Source organism: Streptomyces sp. NPDC008001, from assembly GCF_042958085.1.
In the GTDB taxonomy this organism is placed as follows: domain Bacteria; phylum Actinomycetota; class Actinomycetes; order Streptomycetales; family Streptomycetaceae; genus Streptomyces.
In genome coordinates this window covers 339,780-356,274 of record NZ_JBIBIZ010000008.1, presented here as the reverse complement: position 1 = coordinate 356,274, position 16,495 = coordinate 339,780, and the positions used below count along the sequence as shown (strand labels likewise).

13 protein-coding genes are annotated in these 16,495 nt (G+C 73.2%); 4 read left to right on the top strand and 9 right to left on the bottom strand.

All coding sequences use genetic code 11. The features are described 5' to 3' along the window. The first annotated feature begins 9 nt into the window (after positions 1-9). Complete coding sequence (locus ACFZCD_RS22885) at positions 10-267, top strand: DUF2180 family protein (protein ID WP_391833663.1); 258 nt, start codon at positions 10-12, stop codon at positions 265-267. Positions 268-286: 19 nt separating this feature from the next. On the opposite strand, the gene ACFZCD_RS22880 is transcribed toward ACFZCD_RS22885, so the two are convergent. The 5 genes from ACFZCD_RS22880 to ACFZCD_RS22860 form a co-directional block, all read right to left on the bottom strand. Continuing rightward, entirely contained in the window at positions 287-3,238 is a 2,952-nt protein-coding gene (locus ACFZCD_RS22880; protein ID WP_391833661.1) for an NHLP bacteriocin export ABC transporter permease/ATPase subunit, read from the bottom strand. A gap of 1 nt (position 3,239) precedes the next feature. Beyond that, the gene (locus ACFZCD_RS22875) at positions 3,240-5,357 is read right to left on the bottom strand and encodes an NHLP family bacteriocin export ABC transporter peptidase/permease/ATPase subunit (protein WP_391834003.1); all 2,118 of its coding nucleotides are present in this window, start codon (positions 5,355-5,357) and stop codon (positions 3,240-3,242) included. Between the two features lie 80 nt (positions 5,358-5,437). After that, a complete protein-coding gene (locus tag ACFZCD_RS22870; protein WP_391833659.1) occupies positions 5,438-6,244 on the bottom strand; it encodes an HlyD family efflux transporter periplasmic adaptor subunit in 807 nt (268 codons plus the stop codon). A 131-nt stretch (positions 6,245-6,375) separates the two neighbouring features. Then, positions 6,376-6,594, bottom strand: a complete 219-nt coding sequence (locus ACFZCD_RS22865; RefSeq protein WP_391833657.1) for a hypothetical protein — start codon at positions 6,592-6,594, stop codon at positions 6,376-6,378. Between the two features lie 481 nt (positions 6,595-7,075). After that, the gene (locus ACFZCD_RS22860) at positions 7,076-7,870 is read right to left on the bottom strand and encodes an MgtC/SapB family protein (protein ID WP_391833655.1); all 795 of its coding nucleotides are present in this window, start codon (positions 7,868-7,870) and stop codon (positions 7,076-7,078) included. Positions 7,871-8,414: 544 nt separating this feature from the next. Here ACFZCD_RS22860 and ACFZCD_RS22855 point away from each other — a divergent pair. After that, positions 8,415-9,413, top strand: a complete 999-nt coding sequence (locus ACFZCD_RS22855) for an endonuclease/exonuclease/phosphatase family protein (RefSeq protein WP_391833653.1) — start codon at positions 8,415-8,417, stop codon at positions 9,411-9,413. A 5-nt stretch (positions 9,414-9,418) separates the two neighbouring features. Here the strand turns inward: ACFZCD_RS22855 and ACFZCD_RS22850 are convergent, their stop codons facing one another. Beyond that, positions 9,419-9,775 carry a DUF6415 family natural product biosynthesis protein gene (locus ACFZCD_RS22850; protein ID WP_391833651.1) on the bottom strand — a complete coding sequence of 119 codons (357 nt, stop codon included), beginning with the start codon at positions 9,773-9,775 and terminating at the stop codon, positions 9,419-9,421. A gap of 456 nt (positions 9,776-10,231) precedes the next feature. Between ACFZCD_RS22850 and ACFZCD_RS22845 the strand changes: the two genes are divergently transcribed. Together ACFZCD_RS22845 and ACFZCD_RS22840 are read left to right on the top strand one after the other, a co-directional pair. Further along, on the top strand, positions 10,232-11,197 hold the full coding sequence (locus tag ACFZCD_RS22845) for a hypothetical protein (protein WP_391833649.1): 966 nt from the start codon (positions 10,232-10,234) through the stop codon (positions 11,195-11,197). Between the two features lie 11 nt (positions 11,198-11,208). Further along, positions 11,209-11,760, top strand: a complete 552-nt coding sequence (locus tag ACFZCD_RS22840) for a GNAT family N-acetyltransferase (RefSeq protein WP_391833647.1) — start codon at positions 11,209-11,211, stop codon at positions 11,758-11,760. A gap of 12 nt (positions 11,761-11,772) precedes the next feature. Here the strand turns inward: ACFZCD_RS22840 and ACFZCD_RS22835 are convergent, their stop codons facing one another. From ACFZCD_RS22835 to ACFZCD_RS22825, 3 genes are all read right to left on the bottom strand, one after another. Next, entirely contained in the window at positions 11,773-13,671 is a 1,899-nt protein-coding gene (locus tag ACFZCD_RS22835) for an FG-GAP-like repeat-containing protein (RefSeq protein WP_391833645.1), read from the bottom strand. Positions 13,672-13,775: 104 nt separating this feature from the next. Further along, positions 13,776-14,990: an XdhC family protein gene (locus ACFZCD_RS22830; RefSeq protein WP_391833643.1), complete on the bottom strand. Its 1,215-nt coding sequence runs from the start codon at positions 14,988-14,990 to the stop codon at positions 13,776-13,778. Positions 14,991-15,004: 14 nt separating this feature from the next. Then, positions 15,005-16,465 carry an NCS2 family permease gene (locus tag ACFZCD_RS22825; RefSeq protein ID WP_391833641.1) on the bottom strand — a complete coding sequence of 487 codons (1,461 nt, stop codon included), beginning with the start codon at positions 16,463-16,465 and terminating at the stop codon, positions 15,005-15,007. Positions 16,466-16,495: the final 30 nt, after the last annotated feature.

Sequence of the window (16,495 nt, the reverse complement as noted above, 5' to 3'; positions counted from 1 at the left end):
GGAACTTGGATGAACTGCTACGACTGCTACGCCGCCGAGGAGGCCGCCACCCCCGCGGTCGCCGTGTGCCACGGCTGCCACTCCGGCCTGTGCCCCGACCACCTCCGTGTCATCCGCCCGGAGCTCCACCGGGTGAACGGCCTGGGCGTCTCCCACAGCCCGGCCCCGGCCCGGCAGTTGCTGTGCGCCACCTGCCACGCGGCCCTGACGACGGGCCGGCCCGTCCGTCCGGCGGCCCAGACGCCCCGGACGGCCCCGGTCACCTGAACCGCCCCGTACGCCCCCGTCACCTGAGCTGGCGGCGGACCAGGTCGTGGAAGAGGCCGCCCGTGTCGGCGAGCAGGTCCGCGGGCCGGCCCTGCTGGACGATCCGGCCCTCCGCCATGACGATCACCCGGTCGGCGTCCATGACCGTGGACAGGCGGTGGGCGATCACGATGCGGGTGGCGCGCAGGGCACGGGTGGACTCGATGACCACGCGCTGGGCCTCGTTGTCCAGCGCGCTGGTGGCCTCGTCCAGGAAGAGGACGCGGGGCTTGCGGACGAGGGCCTGGGCGATCATCAGCCGCTGGCGCTGACCGCCCGAAACAGTACCTCCGCCGTCGGAGAGCATGGTGTGCATGCCCATGGGCATGGCCTTGATGTCCTCGGCCAGGCCCGCCAGCGCGGCGGCCTCCCACGCCTCCTCCAGGGAGAAGGTCCCGGCGCCGCAGATGCAGTCGAGGATCGAGCCGGAGAAGGGCTGGGCGTTCTGCAGGACGACGCCGCACTGGCGGCGGACGGCCGCCTGGTCGAGGGCCGCCAGGTCCTGGCCGTCGTAGAGGACGCTGCCGGAGGCCGGCTTGTCGAAGCCGATGAGCAGGCGCAGCAGGGTCGACTTGCCGCAGCCGCTGGCCCCGACGACCGCGACGAACTCCCCCGGCCGTACGGCGAACGACACGTCGTCGAGGACGAGCGGCCCGTCGTCGGTGTAGCGGTAGGACAGGCCTTCGGCCGCGACGGCGCCGCTGAGTTCGCCCGGCTGCACGCTGGAGCCGCGGACCTCCGGGGCGGCCTGGAGGACCGGCTTGATCTGTTCGAACATCGGCTGCACGGCGGCGGCCGAGAGGAGCGCGCCGGTCAGCTGGTTGACCGAGGACAGCAGCATCGTCACGGCGGTGCTGAAGGTGAGGAAGTCGCCGGCGGACATGGCGCCCCGGGCGGGCCCGGCCAGCAGCGCGAACATCACGAGCGTGCACAGCGGCAGGGAGACGGCGTTGAGGACCGTGACGGCGTTCTTGATGCGGCCGATGCGCTGCTGCAGCTCCCGGGTGCGGGCGAACTCGCGGGCCCAGGCGGCGTAGGCGAAGCTCTCGGCCGCGGCGACGCGCAGCTTGGGCAGGCCGCGCAGGGTCTGGAACGCCTGGTTGTCGAGCTTGTTGCCGAGCCTGACCAGCTGCCGCTGGTAGCGCAGCTGCCACAGCCCCAGGCCGAGGAAGAGCGCGGCGACGACGAGCAGCACGGCGACCGCCGCCAGGGCCAGCGGCACGCTGTAGACGAGCAGCAGGACGAGGTTCACCGTGCCGACGGTGCCCGCCTGCAGCACCACGGGGCCGGTGCCGGACAGGACGCGGCGGATCGCGCTGATTCCCATGGCCGCGCCGGCCAGTTCGCCCGTGGAGCGGCCGGTGAAGAACTTCGCGGGCAGGCGCAGCAGCCGGTCCCACACGGCGGGCTGCAGGGTGGCCTCGATGCGGCCCTCCATGCGCAGGATCGCGGTGTTCTGCAGCAGCATGAAGACGGCCGAAACGATGCTGGTGGCTATGAGCGCCAGCGTGGTCTGCACGATGAGGCCGCTCTCGGCCTCGGGCACGTACCGGCCGAGCACCTTGCCGGTGGCGACGGGCACGAGCGCGCCCAGGCCGACCGCGACCAGCCCGCCCAGGACGAGGCTGCGCACCTCCTGTCCGGTGCCGCGCAGGGTGAAGCGCAGCAGCGGCAGCAGGCGGGGCCGTCCGGCGGGCAGCGGGCGGTAGAACATGACGGCGCGCGGTTCGTAGGCGGCAGCCTCGTCCTTGCCGATGCGCTCCCGCGTGCCGGTAGCGGGGTCGGCGGCCTCGTAGCGTCCGCGCCGCCACAGCAGCGCGACGGGCGCCCCGTCCTCCTCCCGGCGGCCGACCAGCGGGCCGCTGTTCTCGCGCCACCAGCGGCCGCCGAGCCTGACGGTGCGGGTACGGATCCGGGAGGCGAGCGCGATGCGTTCGACGGGGTCCGTCCACCCTGCGCCGGCGGCGGCCGCGCCCGGATCGGTCAGGGCGATGCGGGCCTCGGCGGCGACGAGGCGGCAGGCGGCGAACGTCGCGTCGTCGTCGCCCGCGCTGCGGCGCGGTGTCCTGCGGGAGCGGCCGATGGAGGCCAGGAGCGCCTGGTCCGCTCCGGTGCGGGCGGCCTCGCCGGCCTCGATGCCGGCGGCCGCCCGGTCCTCGTGGGCGCGCTCGGCCTGCTCGATCCAGCGGTCGAGGGCGTACAGCAGCCGGTACTGCTGGTCGACCATGCCCTGCCACATCGCCGGGTCCATCAGGAGGCTTCCGTCGGCGCAGCCCTCGTACGGGGCGCCGTACTGCACGCTGCCCGGGGCGATCTGCATCCACAGGACGTCGTCGTCGGCGCCGGTGCTCGTGCCCGCGGCCGCGCGGTTCTCCAGCGGCGCCTGGTAGAGGACGCGCAGGCCGCGGCCGATGCCGAGGGCGAAGGCCTGCTCCAGGGGGCCGAGTGCGCCGTCGGGGGTGCCGTACTGCGAGGCGCCGCCGTGCTGCCAGGAGCCGCCCTGCCAGGGATCGTCGTACTGCCAGGAGTCGCCGTACCACTGGCCCGCCGGCCCGGCCGTCCCGTAGGGGGCACGCTGCAGTTCGCGGAGCTCGATGCGGCGCAGCAGGCAGCCCTGCAGGGGCCGTCCGATGAGGGTGTGTCCGGGGCCTTCGGCCGGGCCGAGGAGCAGCGTGCCCGCCTGCAGCCGGCCGAGGAAGTGCCAGGGACCGGCCTGTGCGGCGTCGACGGCGAACAGGTCCAGCTCGCCGGCCACGACGAGCCACAGCACGAGCGGGCCTTCCAGGCTGAGGCTGCGCAGGCCGGTGCAGTCGACGGGCGAGCCGAGGCCGCCGAGGGCGGCGACGACGGGGTCGGTGACGGGGGCGGAGGCAGGGCCGGTGACGGGACCGGTGGCGGGGGCCGTGACGGGGGCGTAGTACGGGGTCGTCACCTCAGTGCTCCTTGACCAGCCGGGCGTAGGGGCCCTGCGCGGCGACCAGGTATTCGTGGCGCCCGCGTTCCACGACCGTGCCGCGGTCGAGGACGAGGATCTCGTCGCTGTCGCGCACGGTGCTCAGCCGGTGGGCGATGACGACGCAGGCGCAGCCGCGGCGGCGCAGGGCGTCCATGACGGCCTGTTCGGTGACGGCGTCGAGGGCGCTGGTCACTTCGTCCAGGACGAGGACACTGGGGCGGCGCACCAGGGCGCGGGCGATCTCCAGGCGCTGACGCTGGCCGCCGGAGAAGTTGCGGCCGTCCTGCTCGACGCGGCTGTGGATGCCGCCGGGGCGGCGGGCGACCACGTCGTACACGGCGGCGTCCCGCAGGGCGGCGGCCACGGCCTCGTCGGGGACGGAGGGGTCCCACAGGGCGACGTTGTCGCGGACGGTGCCCTCGAAGAGGAAGACGTCCTGGTCGACGAAGGAGACGGAGGCGGCGAGGGCGCCGCGCGGGATGTCCTCCAGCCGCATCCCGTCGATGCGGATGGTGCCCTCCCAGGGGGCGTAGAGGCCGGATATCAGCCGGGAGACGGTGGACTTGCCGCTGCCGGAGCCGCCGACGAGGGCGATCTGCTGCCCGGGGCCGACGGTGAGCGAGAAGTCCTTCAGGAGCGGGGCGTCCAGGGGGCTGTAGCCGAAGGTGATGCCGTCCAGCTCCACGTGGCCCTTGAGGCGGCGGGTGGCGGCGGGCGGCTCGCGCCGGGCGTGGACCGGGTCGACGGGGAAGTTCTCGACGTCCTTGAGGCGGGCGACGTCGGCCGCGAAGTCCTGGATGCGGCCGGCCACGCCGTTGAGGCGGGTGATCGGTGCGGTGAAGCTGGTCACCAGGGCCTGGAAGGCGACGAGGAGGCCGACGGAGAGGTGTCCCTCGACCGCCCGCAGGCCGCCGATCATGAGGATCAGCGCGCTGTTGAGCGCGGCGAGGGTGGGGGCGGCGACCGCCAGCCAGGCGCTGGGCACGCCGAGCCGCTGCTGGACGTCGAGGGTGACGGCGTGCTGCCCGGCCCAGCGGCGGAAGAACCCGTTCTCGCCGCCGGTGGCCTTCATCGTCTCGATGAGCTGCAGGCCGCTGTAGGAGGTGTTGGTGAGGCGGGCGCTCTCGGCGCGCAGCTTCTGGGTGCCGGTGGCCCGTACGCGGATCACGATGCGCATGGCCGCCACGTTGAGCAGGGCGATGCCGATGCCGACGACGGTCAGCTGCGGGTCGTAGGTCCACAGCAGCACGGCGTAGAGGACGACGACCACCGCGTCCACGGCGGCCGCGGCGAGGTCCCTGGCCAGGGTTTCGGCGACCGCGTCGTTGGACTGCAGGCGCTGGACCAGGTCGGCGGGGTTGCGCTGGGCGTAGAAGGTGACCGGGAGCCTGAGCAGGTGGCGCAGGAAGCGGGCGCTGCCGAGGGTGGAGGAGATGATGCGGCCGCGCAGCAGGTTGGCCTGTTGCAGGGCGGTGAGCGTCGCGGTGAGGACGAGGGCGGTCGCCATGCAGGCGAACAGCACGCCCAGCAGGGACGTCTGCCCGCCGATCAGGAACGTGTCGATGTACGTGCGGCTGAGCGCGGGGACCGCCGCGCCGACGGCCACGAGCAGGAGGCTGGAGAGCACGGCGGCGAGCAGCGTGCCGGACGTGCCGCGCAGCCGGGCGGGCACGGCGCCCAGGACGCCGGGCTTGCGGCCGGTGCGGCGGAAGTCCGGGCCGGGCTCGAAGGTGAGCACGACGCCGGTGAAGCTGGTGTCGAACTCCTCCATGGGGACGAAGCGGCGGCCCTTGGCCGGGTCGTTGATGCAGACGCCCTTGCGGCCGAAGCGGCGGCCGGTGCCGTCGTAGACGACGTAGTGGTTGAACTCCCAGAAGAGGACGGCCGGGGGGCGCACGCCGGAGAGCGCGGCCAGGTCCATCTGCATGCCCTTGGCCGTCAGCCCGTAACTGCGGGCGGCCTTGAGGAGGTTGCTGGCGCGGGAGCCGTCGCGGGAGACGCCGCAGGCGATGCGGAGCTCTTCGAGGGGGACGAAGCGGCCGTAGTGGCCGAGCACCATGGCGAGCGCGGCGGCGCCGCACTCGACGGCCTCCATCTGCAGGACGGTGGGGGTGCGGACGGTCTTCTGCCGGGCGGCGGAGGGTGCGGGCGCGGTCCGGCGGCGGCGCGCGGCGGTCACGGCAGCAGCCAGTCGACGGGCCGCTGGTCGGCGAGGCGGACGGCGGCGGTGACGGGGGTGGTGGAGTCGACGGCGTACGGGGGGCCGTCCGCGGACGACCAGCGGTAGCCGGACCGGGTGGCGGGCGAGCGCTCCAGCCGGACGAGCACGGCGACGGGGTTCCCCTCGCGGGTGAACTGGGCGGCGAGCCGGCCGTCGCCGAGGAAGCCGCCGATCTGCGCGGCGGTCTGGGGTGCGTGGCCGACGGCCTGGACGCGGCCGCGCAGCACGCCGTACTTCTCCCGGGGGACGGACTGCACGCTCAGGTCGACCTGGGCGCCGACGGGGATCGCGCCGCCGTTGCCGCCGGGCACGTACAGCATGGCCACCAGCGGGTCGTCCGGGTTCGTCACGCGTTCCACGGTCGCGACGTCCGCGCCGGTCGTGACGACCGCGCCCGTCTTGGCCACCAGGGCCGTCACGCGTCCCCCGGCCACGACGTGCACGGTCCGGTCGCCGCGCTCGGTGCCGAGGCGGAGCAGGGGGGCGCCGGGGGCCAGCAGCTGGCCCTCCTTGGCGAGGACTTCGGTGACCTGTCCCGCGTACGGGCTCTGCAGCAGGTAGCTGCCCTCGGCGCGGGTGAGGATGCCGGGGGCGCTCAGCTTGGACGACACGGTCCCGGTGAACGCCCAGAAGGCCGCGACGGCCATGACGGCGACCGTGACGGCCAGGACGAGCCGGCCCTGCGGGCGCGCGAACCGTACGGGCAGATCGAGTTCTTCGGGCGATTGCAGCTTGGATAGCGCCTGCTGGCGGAACTGCACGGACTATTCCTTCGACTGCATTCGTGAAACGAGTGCCGCTTCACGCTTTTACGCGGCGGAATACGGGCAGCCATGAACCCCGGAACAAGGGGGGAGTTCCGGGATTCCGGGGTTCACGGGTGGCGTATTTCTCAGAGACCGGCGATACCGGCGTGCACGCCGACGATGCCCTCGACCTGACCGACCGTGCCGGGCACGGCCTGGACGGTGTTCAGCGAGGTGACGGTGCCCAGGACGTTGTGAACGTCGCCGGTCACGGCGCCGAGCAGGCCGCCGGAGATGCTGACGCCGCCGGAGACAGCGTCCAGCTCGGTGTCGGCGATCTCACGGGTCTCGAGGTTGTCACGCATGTTGTGCGCACCCTTCGTTGGTCCGGATGTTTCTCAATTGACCGCGACTGCCCGGCCGTAATCGGCCACCGTTCAAAGAGCTGTCGCGGTGCCGCAGATATAAGCACGCGAACGGGTGGGACGGCCAACCGCGTTGACGTCGGGACGGCCTTTCCGAAGTCGGGCTTTCAGATTCCTCCGCCGGATCATCACACTTCCTTCACAAGATCGAGTAACAGATATCGGCACCCCGCAATCCCCGCGGAACATAAACGGACACAGGATCACCAAGCACACGGGGGCACATCCGGCAAAACGGTGAGCGGCGGGAGGGGGCACCTCCCGCCGCTCCCGCCTTGTGAAGATTCGCTGAAGTGACCACGGGTAACAGGCCTGCCACGGCGGGTGCGTGCGCTCGCGACGGCGAGGCGATCCAGCGGTCGGCGGCGCCCGCGGGAGCGGGGGCGGGTCGGACTCGTCCCCGTGAGCGGCCGGCCCCGGCTCACCGGCCCGTGAAGAAGTCCCGGACGCGGCGGCGGGCCCGGCGTTCCGCCGGGTAGTCGTCGTCGGAATCGTCGTCCGGGCCCTGGAGGACGGTCCAGCTGACCGCCGAGACGGCCGGTTCGAGGGAGAGACGGCTGACGGCCTCCTCCAGGAGGCTGTCGTCGCGGCGTTCCGTCGTGAGGTCGGCCGAGACGGTGACCTTGCCGGCGGCCTCGGCGTCCGCGCTGTAGACCGAGCGCAGGCGGAAGCCGGGGCGGGCGACGGCCTGGACGACGAGGGTGCGGACGTGGGCCTCCTCGGGCGCGGTGCACACGACCTCGAAGTGGTAGTCGGTGGCCACTTCCGCGCCGCCGTGCGGGCCCCGGTCCAGGCCGCGGGCCAGCGGCCGCAGCAGGGTGTTGGCGCCGACGACGCCGACGGTGCCGAGCGCGGCCACCACGTACAGCCCGGTCCCGGCGAGGGCGCCGACCGCGGCCGAACACCACAGGGTGGCCGCGGTGTTGAGGCCGCGCACGCTCAGCCCGTCCCGCATGATGACGCCCGCGCCGAGGAAGCCGATGCCGGAGACGATCTGCGCGGCGACGCGGGAGCCGTCGTAGCCCGTGGTGCTCGTAGCGGCGGCGAAACCGTACTGCGAGAGCAGGACGAAGAGGGCGGATCCGGCCGCGACCAGCGCGTTGGTGCGCAGGCCCGCCATCCGGGCCCGCCACTGGCGCTCCAGTCCGATGATCGCACCGAAGCCCAGGCCGGCCGCGATGTTGCCCGCCATGTGCCACTCGTTGACCACAACCATGATCCACCTTCCTCGTCGGTATCCCTATCGGCCGGTCACAGCCAGGTGTTGAATCGCCGGATGCACCAGGACTTCACCACCTGCGTCCGGCCGCAGCATCCGGCGGCATGCCGGAGCAGCCGGGCCGTGGGCGCGGAAAGGCCGGTGGTGTTATGGAGTCGCTACGGCTGTCGCGGGGCAGGAGGAAGCCACTTGGGCACGCCCGGAAACGACGGTGCGGACAGCCCGGACAGCGACCGGGAAAAGGCCCTCACAGAGGCCTGCAAGGGAAATACACGCCACAGCACCAGGGCACACGGCCCCACGGGTCAGCTCGGCGGACCGTTCAGCGGTTCAGAGCGCTGCGCGAGCAGAAACCGCACTGAAGCGAGGACTTCCCTCGGGACTCCGACTGGTCATCCCGGCCACCTCCTCGCTCGTACGTACACGACGCGGCACCGCGCGAAAAGCGCGCCAAATGCGGCTGGAGCGGCACCTTCAGCGTCTAGCTTGCCATATGACGTCAAGCCGTCCGCAATCAGAAGGTAATACCAAGGTTAAAACCGTGAAGGGGACCGCCCCCGCACCCCCCGGCCCGGAAGGGCCGCCGCCCCGCGTCCGCCGGAAGGCCGCCCGCTGGGCCGCGGGCCTGCTCCTGGTGCTGGTCAGCGCGCCGCTGCTGTGCCGGGCCTGCGACGTGGACGGCGTGACGCCGATGCCCCAACTGCTGGCGTTCCTGCCCTGGTTGATCGCTCCCGCGGGGGCCGCGCTGGTGCTCGCGGCGGGCACCCGGTGGGTGGCGGGCTGCGCGTGGGGGCTGGCGGCGGTCCTCGGGGTGCTGTTCTTCCTGTCCCCGTACGAGGCCGGAGGCGCGACGTCCGCCGGCCCGGAAGTGGCCCGGCTGCGCATCCTGACCGCCAACCTGGAGTTCGGCGGGGCCACGCCGGGCCTGCTGAAGGTCCTGCGGCGCGAGCGGCCGGACCTGGTCTCGGTGCAGGAGTGCTCCCCCGAGGAGTGCGCACCGGCCCTGGACGACCCGCAGGTGCGGGCGGCGTACCCGTACCGGGTGGTCGTGGGCGGCGGCAAGGCGCAGGGCTCGGCGCTGCTCAGCAGGTTCCCGCTGGAGCCGGACGGATCGGTGCGCGGGACGCTGGCGATGCCCCGGGCGCTGGTGCGGGTGGCGGGGACGCGGCTGCTGTTCCAGGTGGTGCACCCGATGCCGCCGGTGGCGGGCGGCGTGGAGCTGTGGCGCACCGAACTGGGCCGCATCCGCGCCATGTCCGCGGCGCGCGGCGAGGCCCCCACGGTCATCGCCGGCGACTTCAACGCCTCGCAGGACCACGCGGCCTTCCGCGCCCTCCTGGACACGGGCGTCCACGACAGCGCCGCCGCCCTCGGCCACTCCCGCACCCCCACCTGGCCCTCCCTGACCGCACCCCCGCTCGGCGCCCAGATCGACCACGTCCTCCTCACCCCGTCCCTCGAACCCCGCCACGCCCGCTTCCTGGACCTGGCGGGCACGGATCACCGGGGGCTGGTGGTGGATGCGGTGCTGCACGGGTGAGCGGCTCAGGACGCCCCGGAGCAGTGCCCGAGCAGGGCCCTGCACACCCGCGCGAGCGCGCACGCGTGCTCCGCGGCGGACAGCAGCCCGTCGCCGGGGCCCTCCGCGAGCGTCCGCTCCGCGCGGGTGAGCAGGGACCGGCGGACGGCGTGCCCGGTCCACTCGGGATCCATGGCGGCGGCCTGCGCTTCCACGACGGGGGTCAGCTCCCGGATGTGGCGGCGCAGGCGCCCTTCCAGGGCGATGAGCTCCTGGTACGTGGGGAGCACGGCGTGGCAGGCGAAGGCCTGTTCGGTGTCCTCCCGGATGCGGGAGGAGTCGATCGTGCCGCTCCGCGGGAGGGCCTCGTCACGGGTGGTCATGCCGGGCTCCGTTCGTATGCCGGTGGTGCCCAGACAACCGTTGCCCGGGGCCCCGGAGCGGACCCCCGGGCGGACGTTACGGCGGACTTTCCCGGACGAGCGGACTTTCGCCGCGGCCGAAGTCTGTAACGTCGTCTTCAGCAAGTGCTGCTGGGGGTGCGAATGTCCTGTGGTGGAACACCGTTCGTGCAAGCGTGTGCTGCTCGGAGGTGGAGCGACACCACGGTCTTCCTGAGGGCGTTCGAGCGCACAGCCGAACTGATCGGCGAGGAAGCGGCTCTCACCGACAGACAACTACGGCGGTGGAAGCAGCCCTGCCCGCCTCGCCCCCGAGCTCGTGCCTGGCGGGTGCTCCACGCCATGTTCGGGACGAGCCCGCTGGACTTGGGCTTCCCCGGCCCTCCACCGAATGGGACGGTGGATGTATCGCCCGTCCGAAGGCAGGAGGAGGTGAGTGTGGACCGCCGCTCATTCGTCGCCGACTCAGTGGGCGCTACCGCCGGACTCGCACTCGGTTCTTCCCATACGGTCGGCAGCGCGCACGTCGCCGAACTACGGGAAGGGCTTCGCTCGCTCTACACCCTTGATGACGCCTATGGCGGCGATGCCGTCCGATCGCTGGCCGTCCGGCACCTGTGTCGTATCCGGCGTGTGATCAACACGGCTTCCTACCCGGAGACGATCAGCCGGCAACTCCTCCTGCTCGCCGGGGAGACGGCCGAGCAGTGCGCGTGGCTCCACTACGACGCAGGAGAGCAATCCATCGCCCGCCAGTACTGGGGGGAGGCGCTGACGACCGCCACGATGCTCCGCGACGACAGTCTGGAGATCCTCGTGCTGACAGGCCTCAGCATGCAGGCGATCCACGAGGACCGGCCCCGGGAGGGCTACGACCTGGCCCGGGCGGCCCGGGCCCGGGCGGTCCCGTTCGGATCGCCGGCCCTGCTCTCCCTCATTGCATCGCGTGAGGCACGCGCTCTTGCACACATGGGCGATCACGGCGGCGCCCGAAGCAGGCTGGCCGACTCCTTCCGCATGGCGGACCGGGCCGACCGGGGCCGCCCGGCGCCGGAGTGGGCCGCCTTCCACAGCCACGCGGAGGTGGACTTCGTACAGGGCCTGCTTTATGACGAAGCCGGGCGCCACAAGGCCGCCGTCCCGTTCCTGCGCGCTGCACTGGCCCGCCAGGACCGGGCGTACGGCCGCAACAGGGCGCTGTACCGTCTGACCCTGGCCAGGAGCCTGGCGCAGGCCGGTGAGGCGGAGGAAGCCGCCGCTGAAGCTCTCGGAAGCCTTGAGCACCTCGCCGAGGTCGAGTCGGGGCGCGTGGTCCGCCGGCTGGGCGAAGTCCGGGACTTGCTGGCGGCGGGCGGTGCCGCCGCCCGGGCCTCGGCCGAAGCGCTGACCGACCACCTGCCGTAAAGGGAGGACCCGTGCCGACCGACGTGTCGTTCTCGTCGTACGAAGGGCCCGGAGCCGGCCTGCAGCTCGACGGCTTCCTCGCGCTGTACGAGGAGATCTACGCCGAGCCGCCGTACTGCGAAGGCCCCAGGGACGTCGCCGAGTTCATCGAGCGCTTCGGGCGCCAGTCCCGGCGCCCCGGGTTCCGGCTGGTCCTCGCCCACAAGGGGGACGGCCTCGTGGGCTTCTCCTTCGGCTACCTGCTGCCTGCCGACACCCGCTGGTGGAACGGCCTGCTGGAACCCGGCCCGGCCGCGTTCACCAAGGAGACCGGGGAACGGACCTTCGCCGTCATCGAGCTGGCCGTCCGCGCGGCGTGCCGTCGGCGAGGGATCGCCGCCGGCTTGCACGCCCGGCTGCTGGACGGCCTGCAAGCCGAGCGCGTGGCGCTCACCGTGCGGCCGGAGCCGGAGGCGGCTCCGGCCCGGTGTGCCTATGCGGCATGGGGATACCGGAGGATCGGCCGGTCGCGGCCGTGGGACGGGGCGCCGCTGTACGACGCGATGGTGCTCGGCCTGCGATGACCCGGCGGCCCCTCAGCCGTTGTTCACCAGTGGTGTCCACGTGCCCGGTGCGCCCCCGGTCACCCCGTCGTAGAGGGACGTCTCGCCGTCCGACCAGCGGATCACGAGGGCGTTCGGGCGGCCCGTGCCGGTGAGGTCGCCCGCGGTCATGGCGGTGTCCGTCCAGGACGGGTTGGGGGGCTGGAGGCGGGTGCCCTTGCCGAGGTCCGTGCCGGTGGGGGCGTACGAGCCGAGGGAGCCGTCGGACCAGCGGACGAGGAGCGTGCTGCGGTCCTGGCCCGCCGGGCGGGGGCTGCTGAGGGCGGTGGCGTACTTCCAGTACGAGCCGGCGTCCATCAGGCGGCGTTCCGTGCCCGGCCCGGACGGCCCGGCGCCCGCGTACACGCTGAGGCTGCCGTCGACCCAGCGCACGACCAGATCGGCGGACCGGGCCGTGGAGTCGTAGCGGCCGGCGGTGATCTGTGAGGCGTACTTCCAGTACGAGCCGCCCGCGCCGAGGGTGCGCTCGGGGCCCGAGCCGGAGGCCTGGAAGTCCTCGTAGTAGCTGAGCTTGCCGGTGTCCCAGCGGACCATGAGGTCGGGCTTGCCGGAGCCGCTGAAGTCGCCCGCGGTGACCGCCACGGCGCGCTTCCAGAAGCTGTCGCTCCGGGCGAGCTGCTGCTCGGCGCCGAAGCCGCCGCGGCCGTCGCCCGGGTAGAGGCTGACCTCGCCGTCGCTCCAGATGGTCATCAGGTCGTCGCGCCCGTCGCCGGTGAGGTCGGCGGAGACCAGGTGCTTGGCGTGGGACCAGGTGGAGGCGGCGCCGGGGAGGCGGGCGCTGTCGGCGGGGCGCTGGTAGGCCGTCCGGACGGGCGTCCGGTCGGCGACGGCGTCCTGGTAGAGGGCCTGGACCTCGCTGCCGAACACGGGCGCGTAGCTGATCCAGTCCTCGCCGGTGAGGGTTCCGCCGCCGTTCCAGCCGCCGAGGCTGCCGATGATGTCGCCGGTACGGGCCGAGGCGTCGTAGCCGGTGATCCAGGGGCTGCCGGACGTGCCGCCGTAGAAGCCGCCGCACTTCATCTGGAGCTGGTGCTGGCCGGACAGCCGGGAGGTCGGCACGGTGCAGCTGAGGGCCCGCTGATCGGTGTTGTGCGAGCCGGGGTAGCCGACGACGGTGACGGTGCTGGTCCAGCGGGGCGTGGGGGTGAGCCGGAGCGCGCCGGTGCGGGTCTCGGCCTGCTCGCCGCGGGAGTTGGGGCCGAGACGGGCGAAGCCGACGTCCAGGTCGGACTCGGGGCCGGTGCTGTTGCGGGTGTAGCGCGGGTCGCTGAAGACCCGCTGCACCGGGAAGACGCCGTACGGCTGGTGGGCCGCGTCCAGCCCCTTGCGGTACTGCGGCACGAAGATCTGCTGCGCGCTCCCGGAAAGGCCCTGCGCGCAGTGCCCGGCGGTGAGGACCAGGTTGCGGCCCGGGCTCTGCACGACGCTCGCGGTGCAGTACGTGGGCCCGCTGGGGTCACTGCTGAAGAACGTGCCGACCATGGGTATGCCGTCGCCGTACGTGCCCTGGGGCGTGCCGGCCGGTGCGGACGCGACGGTTGTGACGGTCGCGACAGATGCGAAGGACGCGAAGGACAAGAGGGGCGAGAAGGCCGCGACCGAGGTGCGCGGGGCGGCGAGGGCGCTCCCTCCGGACGGCTTCCGCTTCGCGGTCGCGGGCTTGCCCGCCCCGAGCGGCTTCGCGGCGGCCATGCGCTCGGCCGTCCAGTACGTCTCGGCCGTGCGGGCGGCAGCGGCTGCGGACGGGGCGGGGGACGGGGCCGCCGGAGAGGTGGCCGCCGGAGAGGGTGCGGCGGACGCCGTGGCGGCCGTTCCGCAGGTGGCCAGGCTCAGGGCGATGGCGAGGGTCCAGGTCCGTCTGGAGGGCGACAAGGGGCCTCATTGTGCTGGTGGGACAGGAACGTGAAGTCAACAGCTCAGAAAATGCGACTCACGTTCTATCAGGGCCTCTCCGCGGGCCGGTCCGCAGGCCCCGCTCAGGCCACCGAGCCCAGCCCCCGCACCGGCTCGTGGTGGATGGGGGTGTGCGCGCCCGTCAGGGGGGTGCCCGTGCCTCCGTGGCGGACGGCCACGATCTCCGCCGCGATGGACAGGGCCGTCTCCTCCGGCGTGCGGGCGCCCAGATCGAGGCCGATCGGCGAGCGCAGCCGGTCCAGCTCCCGCTCGCCGACGCCCGCCTCGCGCAGCCGCCGCAGCCGGTCCTCGTGCGTGCGCCGCGAGCCCATCGCACCGACGTAGGCGACGGGCAGCCGCAGCGCCCGTTCCAGCAGCGGCACGTCGAACTTCGCGTCGTGGGTCAGCACGCACAGGACCGTCCGGGCGTCGAGCGCCCCCGCCGCCTCCTGGGCGTCGAGGTAGCGGTGCGGCCAGTCGACGGCGACCTCGTCCGCCTCCGGGAAGCGGCCGGGCGTCGCGAAGACGGGCCGCGCGTCGCACACCGTGACGTGGTGGCCGAGGAACTTGCCGGCCCGTACGAGCGCCGCGGCGAAGTCCACCGCCCCGAAGACGATCATGCGCGGCGGCGGCAGGCACGACTCCACCAGAACCGTCACCGGATCGCCGCAGCGGTCACCGGCCGCACCGTCCGCACCCGTCGTGAACGTGCACGTACGGCCTGCGGCCAGCAGTGCGGCAGCCTCCGCGGCGACCGTACGGTCCAGCGCGCCGGAAGCGGCTTCCGCAACGGAAGCAGAAACCGCACCGGGGGCAAAAGACGCGCCCGGCGCCGACAGCGTCCCCTCATGCGTCCCGTCCGCCCGTACCAGCAGCGCCCCGCCCAGCAGCTCCGCCGGGCCGGCGGCCACCCGGGCGAGCGCCACCGGCTCGCCCGCCGTCGCCGCCGCCAGCGCCTCGGCCAGCACGGCGCGCTCCGGGCCGTCCGGGCGGACCGGGACGACCAGGACGTCGAGGACGCCGCCGCAGGTCAGGCCCACGGCGAAGGCGTCCTCGTCCGAGTAGCCGAACCGTTCCCGCACGCTCTCGCCGCTCTCCAGCGCGGCGCGGCACAGCTCGTACACCGCGCCCTCCACGCACCCGCCCGAGACCGATCCGACCGCCGTGCCCCCGGCGTCGACGGCGAGGGCCGCACCCGGCTGCCGCGGCGCGCTGCCCTCGACCGCGACGACGGTGGCGACGGCGAACGCCCGCCCTTCCCCGCACCAGCGGTGCAGCTCCTCGGCGATGTCCAGCATGGCAGTCGTACTCCTTATCTGACGCCCAGCCAGTGTTCGATGGGATGCAGTGCGAAATACCCCGTGAACACCGCCGTCAGCACCCACATGAAGACGCCCGGCTCGCGCCACTTGCCCTGGGCCGCCTTGATCGCGGTGAAGGCGATGACGCCCGCGCCCACGCCCGCCGTGATGGAGTACGTGAACGGCATCAGCACCACGGTCAGGAACGCCGGGACGGCGACGGCCCGGTCGGCCCAGTCGACGTGCCGGGCGTTGCTCATCATCATCGCGCCGATGACGACGAGCGCGGCGGCGGCGACCTCGCCGGGCACGATGCGGGTCAGCGGGGTGAAGAACAGGCAGGCGGTGAAGAGCAGGCCGGTCACGACGGACGACAGTCCCGTCCGGGCGCCCTCGCCGACCCCGGTCGCCGACTCGATGAAGACGGTCTGGCCCGACGCGCCGGCGACCCCGCCGATCGCACCGCCCGCGCCGTCGATGAACAGCGCCTTGCTGAGGCCGGGCAGCCGGCCGCGGTCGTCCGTCAGCCGGGCCTCCGTGGCGACGCCGATGATCGTGGCCATGGCGTCGAAGAAGCCGGCCAGGACGAGCGTGAAGACGATCATTCCGACGCTCATGACGCCCAGCGAGCCCCAGCCGCCGAACTCCACGTGCCCGAAGAGGGAGAAGTCCGGCATGGAGACCGCGCTGCCCTTGAGCTCGGGCGCGCCGTTCTGCCAGGCGCCGGGCCCCGGGCCCGCGGCGGCGTTGACGACGACGGCCAGCACCGTACCGACGACGATGCCGATGAGGATCGCGCCGGGGACGTCGCGCGCCTGCAGCATGAAGACGGCCAGCAGGGTGACGCAGAAGATCAGCACGGGCCAGCCGGCCAGCTCGCCGGCCGGGCCGAGCGTCACCGGCCCGCCGCCCTTGGAGGCGTGTACGAAACCGGCCTTGACCAGGCCTATCAGGGCGATGAACATGCCGATGCCCATGGTGATGGCGTGCTTGAGGGCCGGCGGCAGCGCGTTCATGATCAGCTCGCGCAGTCCGGTCACGGCCAGCAGCACGATCACCGCGCCGTACAGCACGCACATCCCCATCGCCTGGGGCCAGGTCATGTGGGGCGCCACCTGGGTGGACAGCACGCCGGAGACGCCCAGCCCGGCGGCCAGGGCGAGCGGGACCCGCCCCACGACTCCCATGAGGAGGGTGCAGACCGCCGCGGCCAGCGCCGTCGCGGTGATCAGCCCGGCGTGGCCGAGCCGCTGCCCGGAGACGTCCGGGCCGGACAGGATCAGGGGGTTGAGCAGGAGGATGTAGCACATCGCCATGAAGGTGGTGATGCCGCCGCGCACCTCCCGGCCGGCGGTGGATCCGCGTGCGCTGATGTGGAAGTAGCGGTCGAGCCGGGAGGCGGTGGCGGAGCGGCGGGGGCCCGCGCCCGCGTCCTCCGCCGTGGCCCTCGGCTCCACGGATGGCTGGGTCATGAAATGCCTGCTCCCATGGTCCGGGTGAGT

Excerpts from the sequence above, each read along its gene's own strand:
- ACFZCD_RS22850 (WP_391833651.1), bottom strand. The coding sequence starts at position 9,775 with ATGACCACCCGTGACGAGGCCCTCCCGCGGAGCGGCACGATCGACTCC.
- ACFZCD_RS22825 (WP_391833641.1), bottom strand. The coding sequence starts at position 16,465 with ATGACCCAGCCATCCGTGGAGCCGAGGGCCACGGCGGAGGACGCGGGC.
- ACFZCD_RS22830 (WP_391833643.1), bottom strand. The coding sequence starts at position 14,990 with ATGCTGGACATCGCCGAGGAGCTGCACCGCTGGTGCGGGGAAGGGCGG.
- ACFZCD_RS22885 (WP_391833663.1), top strand. The coding sequence starts at position 10 with ATGAACTGCTACGACTGCTACGCCGCCGAGGAGGCCGCCACCCCCGCG.
- ACFZCD_RS22860 (WP_391833655.1), bottom strand. The coding sequence starts at position 7,870 with ATGGTTGTGGTCAACGAGTGGCACATGGCGGGCAACATCGCGGCCGGC.
- ACFZCD_RS22865 (WP_391833657.1), bottom strand. The coding sequence starts at position 6,594 with ATGCGTGACAACCTCGAGACCCGTGAGATCGCCGACACCGAGCTGGAC.
- ACFZCD_RS22875 (WP_391834003.1), bottom strand. The coding sequence starts at position 5,357 with ATGGAGGCCGTCGAGTGCGGCGCCGCCGCGCTCGCCATGGTGCTCGGC.